Source organism: Lacinutrix venerupis (genome assembly GCF_001971745.1).
GTDB lineage: Bacteria > Bacteroidota > Bacteroidia > Flavobacteriales > Flavobacteriaceae > Lacinutrix > Lacinutrix venerupis.
Genome location: NZ_CP019352.1, coordinates 641,737 through 656,242, shown reverse-complemented (window position 1 = coordinate 656,242; position 14,506 = coordinate 641,737). Strand labels below are relative to the sequence as shown.

The 14,506-nt window shown below is 27.4% G+C and carries 20 protein-coding genes and 1 tRNA gene; 5 read left to right on the top strand and 16 right to left on the bottom strand.

Translation table 11 applies throughout. The features are described from left to right. Positions 1-60 precede the first annotated feature (60 nt). Together ruvC and BWR22_RS02930 are read right to left on the bottom strand one after the other, a co-directional pair. Positions 61-615 (bottom strand): crossover junction endodeoxyribonuclease RuvC, encoded by a 555-nt coding sequence (ruvC, locus tag BWR22_RS02935; protein WP_076731944.1) that lies wholly within the window; start codon positions 613-615, stop codon positions 61-63. Next, positions 616-1,197, bottom strand: a complete 582-nt coding sequence (locus BWR22_RS02930; protein ID WP_241828224.1) for a cell envelope biogenesis protein OmpA — start codon at positions 1,195-1,197, stop codon at positions 616-618. 88 nt (positions 1,198-1,285) lie between these two features. On the opposite strand from BWR22_RS02930, the gene BWR22_RS02925 reads away from it, so the two are divergent. The 4 genes from BWR22_RS02925 to BWR22_RS02910 are packed head-to-tail and all read left to right on the top strand — an operon-like array spanning position 1,286 to position 5,059. Continuing rightward, a complete protein-coding gene (locus tag BWR22_RS02925; RefSeq protein WP_076731942.1) occupies positions 1,286-2,260 on the top strand; it encodes a lysylphosphatidylglycerol synthase domain-containing protein in 975 nt (324 codons plus the stop codon). Next, positions 2,257-3,396, top strand: a complete 1,140-nt coding sequence (locus BWR22_RS02920; RefSeq protein WP_076731941.1) for a glycosyltransferase family 2 protein — start codon at positions 2,257-2,259, stop codon at positions 3,394-3,396. The genes BWR22_RS02925 and BWR22_RS02920 overlap by 4 nt, the downstream gene beginning before the upstream one ends. Positions 3,397-3,452: 56 nt before the next feature. Then, positions 3,453-4,328 carry a hypothetical protein gene (locus BWR22_RS02915; RefSeq protein ID WP_076731940.1) on the top strand — a complete coding sequence of 292 codons (876 nt, stop codon included), beginning with the start codon at positions 3,453-3,455 and terminating at the stop codon, positions 4,326-4,328. Next, positions 4,328-5,059: a Bax inhibitor-1/YccA family protein gene (locus BWR22_RS02910; protein ID WP_076731939.1), complete on the top strand. Its 732-nt coding sequence runs from the start codon at positions 4,328-4,330 to the stop codon at positions 5,057-5,059. The genes BWR22_RS02915 and BWR22_RS02910 overlap by 1 nt, the downstream gene beginning before the upstream one ends. A 14-nt stretch (positions 5,060-5,073) precedes the next feature. Here the strand turns inward: BWR22_RS02910 and BWR22_RS02905 are convergent, their stop codons facing one another. The 3 genes from BWR22_RS02905 to BWR22_RS02895 form a co-directional block, all read right to left on the bottom strand. After that, positions 5,074-5,550: a hypothetical protein gene (locus BWR22_RS02905; RefSeq protein WP_076731938.1), complete on the bottom strand. Its 477-nt coding sequence runs from the start codon at positions 5,548-5,550 to the stop codon at positions 5,074-5,076. Positions 5,551-5,651: 101 nt separating this feature from the next. Next, entirely contained in the window at positions 5,652-7,271 is a 1,620-nt protein-coding gene (locus tag BWR22_RS02900; protein WP_076731937.1) for a M56 family metallopeptidase, read from the bottom strand. A gap of 4 nt (positions 7,272-7,275) precedes the next feature. Then, the gene (locus tag BWR22_RS02895) at positions 7,276-7,641 is read right to left on the bottom strand and encodes a BlaI/MecI/CopY family transcriptional regulator (protein WP_076731936.1); all 366 of its coding nucleotides are present in this window, start codon (positions 7,639-7,641) and stop codon (positions 7,276-7,278) included. 140 nt (positions 7,642-7,781) lie between these two features. On the opposite strand from BWR22_RS02895, the gene BWR22_RS02890 reads away from it, so the two are divergent. Next, positions 7,782-8,279, top strand: coding sequence for a DUF456 domain-containing protein (locus BWR22_RS02890; protein ID WP_076731935.1), 498 nt, complete (start codon positions 7,782-7,784; stop codon positions 8,277-8,279). A 258-nt stretch (positions 8,280-8,537) separates the two neighbouring features. Here BWR22_RS02890 and BWR22_RS02885 read toward each other — a convergent pair whose 3' ends face one another. From BWR22_RS02885 to BWR22_RS02835, 11 genes are all read right to left on the bottom strand, one after another. Continuing rightward, positions 8,538-9,236, bottom strand: coding sequence for a response regulator (locus BWR22_RS02885; protein ID WP_241828223.1), 699 nt, complete (start codon positions 9,234-9,236; stop codon positions 8,538-8,540). Continuing rightward, positions 9,223-11,253: a tetratricopeptide repeat-containing sensor histidine kinase gene (locus BWR22_RS02880; RefSeq protein ID WP_076731934.1), complete on the bottom strand. Its 2,031-nt coding sequence runs from the start codon at positions 11,251-11,253 to the stop codon at positions 9,223-9,225. The genes BWR22_RS02885 and BWR22_RS02880 overlap by 14 nt, the downstream gene beginning before the upstream one ends. A gap of 74 nt (positions 11,254-11,327) precedes the next feature. Further along, positions 11,328-11,510 (bottom strand): hypothetical protein, encoded by a 183-nt coding sequence (locus BWR22_RS02875; RefSeq protein WP_076731933.1) that lies wholly within the window; start codon positions 11,508-11,510, stop codon positions 11,328-11,330. Between the two features lie 53 nt (positions 11,511-11,563). Then, on the bottom strand, positions 11,564-11,746 hold the full coding sequence (locus tag BWR22_RS02870) for a hypothetical protein (protein WP_076731932.1): 183 nt from the start codon (positions 11,744-11,746) through the stop codon (positions 11,564-11,566). Positions 11,747-11,798: 52 nt separating this feature from the next. Further along, positions 11,799-11,981, bottom strand: coding sequence for a hypothetical protein (locus tag BWR22_RS02865; RefSeq protein ID WP_076731931.1), 183 nt, complete (start codon positions 11,979-11,981; stop codon positions 11,799-11,801). A 52-nt stretch (positions 11,982-12,033) separates the two neighbouring features. Beyond that, a complete protein-coding gene (locus tag BWR22_RS02860) occupies positions 12,034-12,216 on the bottom strand; it encodes a hypothetical protein (protein ID WP_076731930.1) in 183 nt (60 codons plus the stop codon). Positions 12,217-12,269: 53 nt separating this feature from the next. Then, the gene (locus tag BWR22_RS02855; RefSeq protein ID WP_076731929.1) at positions 12,270-12,452 is read right to left on the bottom strand and encodes a hypothetical protein; all 183 of its coding nucleotides are present in this window, start codon (positions 12,450-12,452) and stop codon (positions 12,270-12,272) included. Between the two features lie 54 nt (positions 12,453-12,506). Next, the gene (locus tag BWR22_RS02850) at positions 12,507-12,689 is read right to left on the bottom strand and encodes a hypothetical protein (RefSeq protein ID WP_076731928.1); all 183 of its coding nucleotides are present in this window, start codon (positions 12,687-12,689) and stop codon (positions 12,507-12,509) included. A 54-nt stretch (positions 12,690-12,743) separates the two neighbouring features. Then, positions 12,744-12,926, bottom strand: a complete 183-nt coding sequence (locus BWR22_RS02845) for a hypothetical protein (RefSeq protein WP_076731927.1) — start codon at positions 12,924-12,926, stop codon at positions 12,744-12,746. Between the two features lie 467 nt (positions 12,927-13,393). Next, positions 13,394-13,467, bottom strand: a tRNA-Asp gene (locus BWR22_RS02840). Positions 13,468-13,544: 77 nt separating this feature from the next. Next, positions 13,545-14,474, bottom strand: coding sequence for a DUF58 domain-containing protein (locus tag BWR22_RS02835; RefSeq protein ID WP_076731926.1), 930 nt, complete (start codon positions 14,472-14,474; stop codon positions 13,545-13,547). Between the last annotated feature and the right edge of the window lie 32 nt (positions 14,475-14,506).

Below are 14,506 nucleotides of genomic sequence, written 5' to 3'. Positions count from 1 at the left end.
TAAATATGTAAGTGATTTCATTTTTTCATAAAAACTTATTCAATTGCAAACTGAGACATCTCATTTCTTTACCCGTTTCTCATTCTGCTTCACAAAACTTGCCCAACCAGAATAACTTTTACCTATTTCTACTCGACCTTGATTATAGAAATGGCAAACTGCTGCTCCTAAACCATCCATAGCATCTAAGTTTTTAGGCAATGTTTTAATACCCAACATACCTTGCAACATTTTTGCTACTTGTTCTTTACTTGCATTTCCATTTCCAGTAATAGCCATTTTAATTTTTTTTGGAGCATATTCTGTAATTGGAACTTCTCGAGATAAACCTGCCGCCATAGCAACACCTTGAGCACGCCCAAGTTTAAGCATACTCTGAACATTTTTACCAAAAAAAGGAGCCTCTATAGCTATTTCATCTGGATGATGTGTATCTATAAGCTCTATAGTACGCTCGAAAATAAGTTTTAGCTTTAGGTAATGATCATCGTACTTTTTTAAATCCAGTTCATTAAGTTGTAAAAACTGCATCTTTTTGTTAACCACTTTTATAAGTCCAAAACCCATAATTGTAGTTCCAGGATCGATACCTAAAATTATTTTTTCTTCTGCCATTTAATTACAGGTTCTACAATTTATTAATGAAACCGAAGCTCCAAAAGTTATAGTAAGCATGTCGCCATTAAAACTTCCTAAACCATCTGTAACCGGATTAAAATTCTTTGCAAATCCTTTAATATAAGAGGCGTCAATAAATAAAGAAACTGTTCTAGAAATATTATAATTAAACTCTATTCCTGCCATTGCATTTAAATATGAATTTTCATTTTCTCTATAAATACCTAAAGGTTTTATCATGGTGAAACCAGGTCCAGCGTGCAACATCATGCCCATTTCTGGCGATAAAGAAGACACAAGTCTTGAAGCATTGTACACAAACTGAGCATTTATTCTAGAGTAATTAGTTTTAAATTCTGTTGTATTATCTTCATTAGAAAAACGATTATAACCAAAATCTAACCGTGCTCCAAATTGAGGTTTAAACATATGCTGGAGGCCTATATTTATGGTTGGAAAATTAATGCTTTTTGCTTGAAAAGGTGATATTAATCCATCTTGAGAAGGGCTATTTACACCAACAGAAAATAAAGCTCTCCATGTATCGGTTTCTTTTTGTGAGAATCCTAAAGTACTCACTAAAAAAAGGACGAAAAAACAATAGTAATTAAATTTAGACATGATTGTATAATATTTGGTTATTTTGCAAGCACTATTCTATAAAACTTTGCACAACGGTTTATCATACAAAACTAAACAATTCTTTTTTGTACTTATTAAATTAAGCATTGTAGTTGGTGCTTTTTATTTTATTTACAACAAATTAGTAAATAATAACAAATTAGATTTTTATGAATTTGCTACATATTTAAATAGTAATAACGTTTTAACAGCTAAAAATGTTATTTTATTAATGTTTTTAAGTTTTTTAAATTGGTATTTAGAAATTTTAAAATGGCAATCACTTGTTTCCTTTATAAAAAAAATATCTTTCTTTGAAGCCTTAAAGCAAAGTCTTGGTGCTCTTACTGCTTCCCTTTTTACACCAAATAGAATTGGAGAATATGGAGCAAAAGCTATCTATTTTGCAAAGCAATACAGAAAAAAAATTTTACTTTTAAACTTAACAGGAAATACAATACAAATGGTTATTACCGTTATTTTTGGAGGTATTGGTTTCTACTTATTTTCACTACGCTATCCAATAGAGATAGATAGTTATCGTGTTCTACGATTTGCCATATTGCTTTTAGTTATTTTTAGTTTATCAATTTTTGGATTACAACAAAAAAAATATAAATCAAACTTTTTTTCAATAAGTAAGTTAAAGCATTTTTTTAGAAAAATACCTTTTAGAATTAGTGTCAACACCTTTTTACTTTCGCTATTTCGTTATTTCGTATTCTCTTATCAGTTTTATTTCCTATTATCTCTCTTTGGTGTAGGATTAAGCTATTTTGAAGCGATGATTATTATAACAAGTATGTATCTCTTGTCCTCGATAATTCCATCGGTTTTTATATTTGATGTGGTTATAAAAGGTAGTGTTGCTGTATATTTATTTTCGTTTGCTGGTATAGATGAATTTACTGTATTATGTGCTATTACACTAATGTGGATATTAAATTTTGTGTTTCCGAGTATTTTTGGGAGTTATTTTGTTTTAAATTTTAATTTTAATAAACAAAACAAATCAGCATGATTACAGTTTTTACATGTATAACCATTTTATATTTAGCATTAATTTTATGGTTAGTTTATGGTTTTAAAAAAGTAAAACATTTTAATGCTGAAAACCTGAAACCTGAAACTAAATTTTCAGTAATTATTCCATTTAGAAACGAAGCCAAAAACTTACCAAAATTGCTAGCTTCTATTAAAACTTTAAATTATTCAAAAAAACATTATGAATTTATTTTTGTAGATGATGATTCTAATGATAATTCTAGCCAAATAATTTTAAACACGCTTAGTTTAAAAGACACCCAAATAAAAGAAAGCAATATAAAGGTTATACAAAACGTAAGAATTTCAAATTCACCAAAAAAAGATGCTATTGTCTCTGCTATAAAAGTAGCTAAACACAATTGGATAGTTACTACAGATGCAGATTGTGTATTACCCAAATTCTGGCTCGACACTTTAAATAGTTTTATCAATAAAAAACCATGTAAAATGATTGTTGCTCCTGTTACATACCATTATACAAACTCATTTTTAAAACGTTTTCAGTTATTAGATTTTTTAAGCTTAATTGGAGCTACAATAGGTGGTTTTGGTATTGGTAAACCGTTTTTATGTAATGGTGCAAACTTAGCTTATAAAAAAGATTTGTTTTTAGAACTTAATGGTTTTAATGGTAATAGTAATATTGCTAGTGGCGATGATATTTTTCTGCTTCAAAAGGCAATTAAACATAATAAAAACGATGTTCAGTTTTTAAAATCTACAACTGCCATTGTAAAAACTAAAGCCCAACCAACACTTAAATCCTTAATATCCCAACGTAAAAGATGGGCTGCAAAGACTTCGAGTTACAATTCTATATTTGGAAAATTAGTAGGTTTAATTGTTTTTTTAATGAATGCTATTTTAGTTTGTTATTTTTTATTATTTCTATTTGGGTGGCTTCAATTTAGTCCATTACTTTATGTCTTTATAATAAAGAGTCTTACCGATTTTCTTCTTATTTTTAAAACAGCTCATTTTTTTAAACAAGAAAACGAGTTATCAAGTTTTATCTTTTCGGCATTTATATATCCTTTTTTTAGCGTCTATATTGCGTGTATTTCGATGTTTACTAAATACAAATGGAAAGGTAGAACTTTTAGTAAATAAACCATAATTGACTTAAAATATTTACTTTTACAATTAAAACCAAATCTATTTCTATTATGAAAAAATTTATTTTATTATTCAGTTTACTAGCATATAGCAGTTATACTTTTGCACAACAAACCTACACTATTGGTAATGAAACCTTAGAATTAAAAACTGAAACTGAAGGTTCTTTAGATTTGCTTTGGAATGTTATTAATGAGCAATATCGCTATTTTATAAGAACAGAAGATGGTAAAATTACAGAGCTTAAAAACACAAAAAACTCGGAGAATAAATATCAAGAAGAATATAAAACGGTATTAACAGATTTAACATCTATAGATGCCTCGAAGGTAAATTTAACTACGTATAGTCTTAAATCTTTTATTGATGAGTTTAATAATACTAAAGATTCTAATTACGTTATAACAGATTCTAGTTCTAAATTAAAATTTAGACTAGGTCTTTTTGGAGGTTTAACCAACAGTCCATTTAACCAAAATATTAATAATGAAAAAACAGCTTTTTTTGGAACAGAAATAGAGGCTGTTTCAGACAATTTAGATTCTAGACATTCAGGTTTTTTAAACGTGAGACATACTACAGATAATGATGACTTTCAATATTCTGCAACACAAATTGCTTTAGGATATAGATTTAGATTTATAAATAAGAATAATATAAATATTTACGCTCAAACCAAATTTGCAACCTATACAAGTGCAACAATAAAAACTACAATCACAAATCCCGAAGATGCAGCTTCTTTAATTACAATAGAAAATACTTCTTCTGGTTTTGATGCTCCTTTTATTTTTGGTTTAGGCGCAGATTTAAGAATTGGAAATGGTTACTTAACTCTTATTTACGATTCGCTTTTTGCTGTTTTTATAGATAACCAAGATAATTTTCCTGTAGATTTTGCTATTGGTTATAAATTTAATTTATAATGTCTTTTTTAAAAACTAATAATCCTGCATTTGCGCCATATTTTTGGGAACAAAAAAATGTTTCTCAAAAAAAAATGACAGTTTCTGGCATTATAACAAAAACCTTTTTAATGCTATTTATTACAACAGGAATTACAGTTTTTGTGTGGAAATTATATAGTAATGGTGTAAATATAAAATGGTTTGCTACAGGTGGTGTACTTGCTGCTATAGTTATTAGTATTGTATTATCTGTTAGGCAAAATTGGGCACACATTTTAGTACCTTTATATGCTATTGCTAAAGGTTTTTTTCTTGGTGGCTTTACAAGCTATATTAAAGCTCAATATCCAGAAATGCCTTATCAAGCTGTAGGTGTAACATTAGTTACTTTTTTTACTATTTTAATGCTTTATCAAACTCGAATTATTGTTGTAACTAAAAAACTTAGAAGTGTAATAATTACAGTATGTTCTACAATATTTCTTGTCTATTTAATTTCTTGGATTTTAAGTTTTTTTGGCATTCGTTCTTTTATATGGGGAACGAGCTGGCTTGCTATATCTTTTAATATAGTTGCTGCTACGTTTGCTGCCTTATCTTTTTTATTAGATTTCGATTTTATAGAACGTTACAAAAACAAAGCGCCTAAATACAAAGAATGGATGGCTTGTTACGGTCTTTTAGTAACAATAATCTGGTTATATGTAGAGGTTTTAAGACTAATGAAAAAGTTAGCAATTAAATTCTAGTTTTAAGTAAAAAATTAATCTACTTTAATAATAATTGGTAATTTAAACTCTGCTTTAACAGGCTGATCTCTTTTAAGTGCTGGATAAATTTGCGGCAAACTATTTAGACTATTACTTATCATGTTTTTAATTTCTGGTATTTCTACCTCTATAGTTTCGCTTAAATTAATGTGTTTTATAGATATTTTACCTGTTTTAGAAACTTGAAATTCTAAAAGAATTGTATCCTCAATATCTTGAGAAACAATTATGGTTTCATTTTGAAGACTATTAGTTATATGTTGCGATAATGTATTTTCAAAACAGCTTTTCCTATCTGTTTTTACTTGTAAAGAATCGCAGGAAGAAAACGTTGGATAATTATCAACATCATTCCAATTAATAGCACTTATTTCTTCTTTAAAAATATCTTCTGAAGCTATTTTTTTTGCATTAAAATACTCGCAAGATGATGCGCATATAATTAACAATAAAACAAATACTCTTTGCATAGTGTAAATTGAAACTGAAAAGTACAATATATTATCTTAAAAATAAAAAAACCGAAGACTTTGCTTCGGTTTTAAAACTTATACATCTTTTAAAAGTATAATTATTCTTCAATTTTAAAAGCTATAGGTAAATCGAAAGTAACTTTAACAGCTTTACCATCTTGTTTCCCTGGTACAAGTTGTGGTATTAAAGAAACAACTCTTTTTGCTTCTTTTTCTAATTCTGGATGCGGTGCTCTAGTTTTTATATTTATAATATTACCTTCTTTATCTATTGTAAAACGAGTATAAATTTTTTGTAAACCTACTAGTCCAAGAGATTTACCTAACTTAACATTCCAATTCTGGCCAACTAATTTATTTATATTTTGGCTAAAACATTTTTTTTGAGCCTCGTTAGAAACTGAAGTGTCGCATCCTGGAAACACAGGAACTTGATCTATTTCAGCGAAAAGAACATTTTCTTCATCCTCAGAAAAATTTGGATATTGTGCACTTACAACATTCATTGATTTTAAGTTTTCCGTAATCATTTTTTCTCTTGAAGAATTGTAAGAAGGATATTGCATAAATGAAGTATAAGATGTACCATCGTTAAACTCAAATTCTATCTCTCTAAATTTCTTTGGTGGTGTTTCATTTAATTTATGTATTGAATATACCATAACATCTTTTTGTTCATCGTAGATTTCCCAGCTAACAAAATTTTTATTTTCTTTTAAAAAGTTCACGTATTTATTATGAATCTCTTTTTTCTCTTCAGACATTTCTTCTGTTTTACCAAGAGTGTAAGAATATTCTTTTAAGTCTAACTCTTCTACATTTTGGGTGTCTGTTTGCTTTTCATTAGAACAGGATGTGTAAAACAACATGCCTATTACCATTGGAATTAAAAGTAAATACTTTACTAAATTAATTTGTTTTGATTTTGATTTGCTTAACATAATGATTCGTTTTTTGATTAATGATTGTTTAAAAAATGGATTGATGAATGATACCTTTTGGGTATCGAATACTTGCGATAACAAGTTTTGATAATAGTTTGTTTTACTACTAGATTTTACGGCTTTAGCATCTGCCACAAATTCATGTAAGTCTGCAATTCTATTTTGGTATAAATAAATTAAAGGATTGAACCAGAATACAATTTTTAAAATCTCGAAGAACAATAAATCTATACTGTGCCTCTCTTTTACATGTTCTAATTCGTGTGCTAAAATGGTTTGTTTATCTTCTGTATTTATGTCTTTCCCAATAAATATGTAATTGAAAAATGAAAAAGCGTGTTTGCTATTAGACAATTCTATTAATAAAGCTTTTTCAAATTTTACTTTTGGATTTTTATAAGCAATTATGGCTATTTTATATAACTTTATTAAAAATAATATTATTGCAATACAGGATCCTAAATACAAAATATAACTCCAATTAAAACTAAAATATAAAGTTGCTTTTTGGGTATTTAAAAACACTTCATTTAACGTTATTACATTACTAGTATTATTACCTATAATAACTTCTGGCAAACTAAAAATGTACTTTTGAGGTATAATGGTTTTAAAACCTTCTATTTTTACAAATGGTAATATAACAGATAATAATGCTGAAGTTAATAAGTAAAACCTATTCCAATTAAAAAAGGTTTCGTTTTTTAAAAACACATCGTAAACCATTAAAAATAGTAATTGAAAAATGATAGTTTGCAATATATAGTGTAACATAATTTTACTTTTTTGTATCCTTTTCTATTTCTTTTAAAACAGATTCTAGGTCGTTTAAATTAACATCGTTTTTTTTAACAAAAAAAGAGACCATACTTTTAAAAGAACCTTGAAAATAATTATCTACAAGCTTATTTATTGATTGGTTACTGTAGTCTTGCTTTTTTAATAACGGAAAATAAATGTGTCCTTTTCCTTTCTTTTTATAATCTACAAAGCCTTTACTTTCTAAAATTCTAACTATTGTAGAAACTGTATTATATGCTGGTTTTGGTTCTGGCAACTCATCGATTATTTGTTTTACATTGGCCATTTTTAAAAGCCAAAGTACTTGCATAATATCTTCTTCTGCTTTTGTAAGTTGTTTCATTTTTTAACTCTTATTTTTAGTAGATTGTTTTTTTAAACTAAATTATTAGTTCAAATATAACTATTTTTTTAGTTAAAACTAATTATTTAGTTACAAATGTAACTTTTAATGGTTTTAAACGTCTTATAAAAAAATACTTTATGGATATATTTTTAGTTTTTGTAGGATTATTATTTATAATTCTTGGACTTATAGGTAGCTTTTTACCTATTTTACCTGGCCCTCCATTAAGTTGGATTGGCTTATTATTACTTTATTTAACAAATGCAGTTCCAAATAACTGGATGTTTTTAAGCATTACATTAATTATTGCCTTATTAGTTTTTACTTTAGATTATATTATTCCGGCGATGGGAGCTAAAAAATTTGGAGGCACAAAAGCTGGTATGATTGGCACAACTATTGGCCTTTTTGTTGGTATTCTTGCTCCAATTCCTGGAGGCATAATCATTGGTCCTTTTTTAGGAGCTTTTTTGGGAGAATTAAGTAATAAAACAGATTCTCAAACCGCATTAAAAGCAGCGTTTGGATCTTTTATAGGTTTTATTACTGGAACATTTATAAAATTTATAGTTTCTGTAGTTTACCTTGGTTTCTTTATTAAAATATTTTGGGATTATAAAGAGATACTATTTTAAAAAAAACCTTGTAATTTCAGAAGAGAAATTACAAGGTTCGTGTAAATTTGCTATTACCAACTAAATTCTAAATCCTACCTAAAATTTAGTGTGTGATTGTTGATAGGACAAATTTAATACATTTAATAATAGCCAATTACGGTTTTTACCGTAATGAAAATTTTAAAATTCTTGAAAGTGCTTAAATAATGGGTATGTTTGGCTAATTTAAAAAAAATGTGTTTTTTGTAAATTTTAACATTTCAGAGAAAAATCCTACTAATTATTTAAAAAACCATAGCCTTTAGCTTTTTCAATTAATGTTTTTTCATCTCCTTCTTCAACCTTAAATATTTCCTTTAATAATTTCTTTTTCTTTTCTATACTGCTTAATGAAAGATTTAATTCTTTAGCAATATCTTTATTCTTCATGCTTTTAGATATTAGATAAAGAATATGATGGTTTACTTCATCTACTTCTAAATTACTAAATCGTGTCCTTTTTATTATTTGATTTACTGTACCACTATAAAATGGAGGATTATGTAAAACTGCTTGAAAAGCACTTGCTAATTCTCTGGATGTAATGTCGCTTTTTATTAAAAAACCTTCTGGATCTATATTATTTATTATGCTGTGTATACGGTAAGATTCGTCGAACATTGTTAGCATTACAATTTTAGTTCGTCTTGTTTTTTTTCTAACATATAAAGCTAAATCTTCACCAGATTTAAATTCTCCATCACTTGAAGGCGGCATGCTAATATCAAAAAAACACACAGTGTAATGCTCGCCAAGAGATATAGATTTATTAATAAGTTCTAAAGATTCGTCACAGTTTGTAGCTATATCTATAATTAATTTTTGAGATTCTTTTTTTGTTGCTAATAAAGTGTTTTGATAACCTTCAATAATCATTGGGTGATCGTCTGTCATCAATATTTTAATAATTTCTTGTGCCATTTTAATTTGGTTCATTATTAATCGGTAACTCTATAAAAATAGTTGTACCAATATTAATTTTAGTCTTTATGTTTAATTTTCCTCCAATAGCTTCAACTCTAGATTTTATATTTTTTAAACCAATTCCATCTTTTTGTTTCGATTTATCGTAACCCACACCATCATCAATTATCAATAAAGATATTAAATTTTCTTGTTGGTGTATTTTCACATTAATAATTTTTGCTTGGGCGTGCTTGTATATATTTTGAAGAGATTCTTGTATTATTCTATAAATATGAATTTTAGTTTTATTTACTAAATCTTCCCATTTTATATCATTATCTATAGAAATATTATAGTCTAATTTGTATGCTAAACATTGTGTTTCTACTAAGGTGCTTACTAAATCTGGGAATCTTGTATTAGAAATAAAGTCTGTATTTAAATCGTGAGAAATTTTACGAATATCTTTTTCTATTTCCATTAAGTCCTTAATATAATTTTCTCGACTAATAATTGCCTCTTGAGAGTTATCCATATTAAGACTATCTAAACTTAATCGCGTACCAAATAATCTTCCTAAAATACCATCGTGCATTTCTTGAGATATTCGTTTTTTTTCAACAGCTCTAGCTTCGTCCATTTTCTCTTGCTGAGAAAGCATTAGGTTATAAATTTCTTCGTTAGCTTCTTGTTGTTGTTTAGCAAGTTGTAGTTCTTTATTTTTTTCTCGTTGCGTTTTAATAATGTATAGAAGTAGTATAGAAAACAAAAGACCTATAGAAATAATAATTAACCATAAATTTTGTTTAGAAATTGCTTCTTTCTCTTGTATAATTACATCTGTTTCGTAATCTATTCTTGCAAATTTATTGCGCCTTGAACGCTCGGCAGTAACCAAACTATCGCTTAGCTTAATGTATTCTCCTAAAAAGATATTAGAAGAATCTTTTTCTAATTGAGATTTTGTTTTTAAAGTTCTAAAAACAAAACTATTAGACTTCGTGTTTTTAGCAATTTTATATGCTAAATCCACATATTTTTTAGCTGAATCTTTTTCTCCTATTTCGCTTAAAAATTCTGAGTAATAAGCACTAGTACCCATAATACTAATTTCATCTTCTAATGCTTTAGAAATTTTAATAGATTCCTTAAATAGAGAATTAACCTCTTGTGTTTCAAAATCTTTATTTAAATATTTTGAATAAGCTAAATTGGCTTTAACAGCAGCATAAGATAAAGAGTCGTTATCTAATAAGGTTTTGTCTTCGAGTATTTCGTTAAAAATTTCAATAGCTTTTTTATAATCTCCTTTTCTTCTATAAATGGATCCTATATTATTATTTGAAAACACATTATAATAATAAGCTTGCGAGTAATTTTTTACTGTTTTTTTTGTTAGGTTATAATATTCAAGAGCTTTATCAAAATTTTTAAGTTCACCGGAAATAATGCCTAAAACATTATATCTTTCCCATTTAACAATAATATTATCTTCGGTTTCGGGTAAGGTTTCTAAAATTTTTAATGCTCTAATTATATTAATTTCTGCTCCTACATAGTCACGTTCATAATATTGTATATCACTCATATTAGAGAGAACATTTATGTAATCCTTTTTATCTCCTATTACATCGTATTGTTTTACAGCTCTTGAGTAATAAAAATAAGCACTATCTGGTTTCGACTCTACATCGTAAGTATAACCTAGTATATAGTTTGCATTTGCTAATGCCGCTGTATCTTTTGCTTTATTAGCTAAATCGACAATTTTAAAATTTACAGATTTTAGTTTTGAAGTATTTAATTGATTTAAATAAATTGAAGATAAAGCTTTATAGCTTTTAATTAATGTAGAATCTTCACTATAACTGGAGGATAAAGTTATTGCTCTATTTGCGTATAATATGCGTTGCTTAAATGTTAGATTACTATTTTTAGAATATTCTCTATATAGTATAATTGAATCTAAAGTAGAGTTAATTCTCTCTTTTTGTGCAAAAGAAAAAAAGACAAAAAAACTACAAAATAATAATAAAAAAGCCCTCAATATAAATTTTGAATTTTATCAAATTTAAACTAAATAAAATAAAAATTTAGTTGAATAAAAACTCAAATTTTTATCTATCCTTGAGTTGGTACTTTTCTTTTATTTTTCAGCTCTATAAATGCAGTTAAGTCTAAATCTGGTTTAGAAAGGTCTTGGTTAGTAGTTTTAACTGTTGCTTCTACTTCGTTTGATGGTAAAACGGCTGTTAATAATCCTATTGAAAAAAGTGCTACTAAAGTTAATTTAAGGGATTTCATAAGTGTATTTTTTATTGTTGCTATTACTATTTATATGTATTCTTTTAAAAAGTCTATCCTTCTGTTGGTACTTTTCTTTTATTCTTCAGCTCTATAAATGCAGTTAAATCTAAATTTGGTTTAGAAATATCTTGCTTAGTGGTTTTAACTGTTACCTCTATTTCGTTTGAAGGTAAGACGGCTGTTAATAATCCTATTGAAAAAAGTGCTACTAAAGTTAATTTAAGGGATTTCATAAGTGTATTTTTTATTGTTGCTATTACTATTTATATGTATTCTTTTAAAAGTCTATCCTTCTGTTGGTACTTTTCTTTTATTCTTAAGCTCTATAAATGCAGTTAAATCTAAATTTGGTTTAGAAAGGTCTTGCTTAGTGGTTTTAACTGTTACTTCTACTTCGTTTGATGGTAAAACGGCTGTTAATAATCCTATTGAAAAAAGTGCTATTAAAGTTAATTTAAGGGATTTCATAAGTGTATTTTTTATTGTTGCTATTACTAGTTATATGTGTTTTTTAAAAAGTCTATCCTTCTGTTGGTACTTTTCTTTTATTCTTAAGCTCTATAAATGCAGTTAAGTCTAAATTTGGTTTAGAAAGGTCTTGGTTAGTGGTTTTAACAGTTACCTCTACTTCGTTTGATGGTAAAACGGCTGTTAATAATCCTATTGAAAAAAGTGCTACTAAAGTTAATTTAAGGGATTTCATAAGTGTATTTTTTATTGTTGCTATTACTAGTTATATGTGTTCTTTTAAAAAGTCTATCCTTCTGTTGGTACTTTTCTTTTATTCTTAAGCTCTATAAATGCAGTTAAATCTAAATTTGGTTTAGAAAGGTCTTGCTTAGTGGTTTTAACTGTTACTTCTACTTCATTTGATGGTAAAACGGCTGTTAATAATCCTATTGAAAAAAGTGCTACTAAAGTTAATTTAAGGGATTTCATAAGTGTATTTTTTATTGTTATTATTTGTATTGAAAATTGTTTTATTAGAAAAGTCTATCCTTGAGTTGGTACTTTTCTTTTATTCTTAAGCTCTATAAATGCAGTTAAGTCTAAATCTGGCTTAGAAAGGTCATGGTTAGTGGTTTCAACTGTTGGTTCTACTTTGTTTGAAGGTAAAACAGCTGTTAATAATCCTATTGAAAAAAGTGCTACTAAAGTTAATTTAAGGGATTTCATAAGTGTATTTTTTATTGTTATTATTTGTATTGAAAATTGTTTTATTAGAAAAGTCTATCCTTGAGTTGGTACTTTTCTTTTATTCTTAAGCTCTATAAATGCAGTTAAGTCTAAATCTGGCTTAGAAAGGTCATGGTTAGTGGTTTTAACTGTTGGTTCTACTTTGTTTGAAGGTAAAACAGCTGTTAATAATCCAATTGAAAAAAGTGCTACTAAAGTTAATTTAAGGAATTTCATAATTATTTATTTATTTAATGTTGCTATTAATTTAATATTAATGTAGAGGTATTGCTACCACTTTGAATAGTACTTAAAAACAAATAAATAGTAAACTATAGACAGAAAGTCTATACAATGGAGTCATTATTGAAGCATGTTAATGCTAAGGGAATCAATAATGTACGGCTAATATAAAAAATATATAATGTTAATTTTTAAAAAAATCGATAAAGAGATCCAAATTACTGCTCAAACGTGAATTGTAGCTGTTTTTTTATTAAAAAAACGTTAAAGAGCAATAAAAATTCTATAAAAACAAAAAAGCTTCACAATTTTCAATAAAGAAAAAAGGAAAGCTTCTCATTGGTTTAAGCTATTTAACTAGCTTTCTACCAGTTTGATGGACTACTACACCCATCAAAACAACACAACTAAATTTTTTGCCAAAAAAAGCTTCAACAAAGTTGAAGCTTTTAGCAATTTTGCGGTCTGGACGGGACTCGAACCCGCGACCTTCGCCGTGACAGGGCGACATTCTAACCAACTGAACTACCAGACCGTTGCATATTGCGAGGGCAAATATACACCGCTATTTTAATACTGCAAACATTTTTTCGATTTTTTTTAAAAAAAAGTTTAAATAAATTTCTGACGCTCTAACATATAGCTAGTTAGGATAGCATCAAAATTTTTATTTATATCTGCTTCAACGTACTTTATTCGGTTTTGACCACATTTTACACGCAAATCTTTAAAATAATCACCTACCAATTTTTCGTAATTATCTTTTACTTGATCACTATATAAATTAATATGTTCTCCAGTTTCTACATCAATAAACCGTTTTGGCTTATTATCAAAATTAAAAATAAGCTCTTTACTTCTATCGAATACATGAAACAATACTACTTCATGCTTATTATGTTTTAAGTGACGTAGTGCTTCAAAAAGCTTAACCTCATCTGTAGAAGTTTGAAACATATCTGTAAATACAAATATTAGTGAACGTCTATGAATTTTCTCTGCTATTTGATGCAAATATTGGTATGTTTCGGTTTGCTTATTTTTAGGTTTACTTAAAACCGCATTACTTAATTGCGCTAAAAGCATTTGATGATGGCGCTCACTTCCTTTTTCGTTAGCGTAAAAATCGTAAGCATCACTATAAATACTTAATCCTACCGCATCACGTTGCTTTTTAAGAATATGCATTAATGATGCTGATGCTAATGCCGAAAATGCAATTTTATTTAGATTATCTATGTCAAAATTTGTTTTTTCAGGATAATGCATAGAACTACTATTGTCTAAAATAATATGACAACGTAAATTAGTTTCATCATCGTAACGTTTTGTATAAAGCTTATCGGTTTTCGCAAAAAGCTTCCAATCTATATGACGTGTACTTTCTCCTTGATTATAAATTTTATGCTCTGCAAATTCTGCAGAGAAACCATGAAACGGACTTTTATGCATACCGGAAATAAAACCTTCAACTACTTGTTTTGCCAAGTGTTCTAAGTTTTTAAATCCGCCTGCTTTATTTAATTCGTCTTGTAAATTCATTTTGTTTCTGTAAAAGCAGAACTCTATTTAAA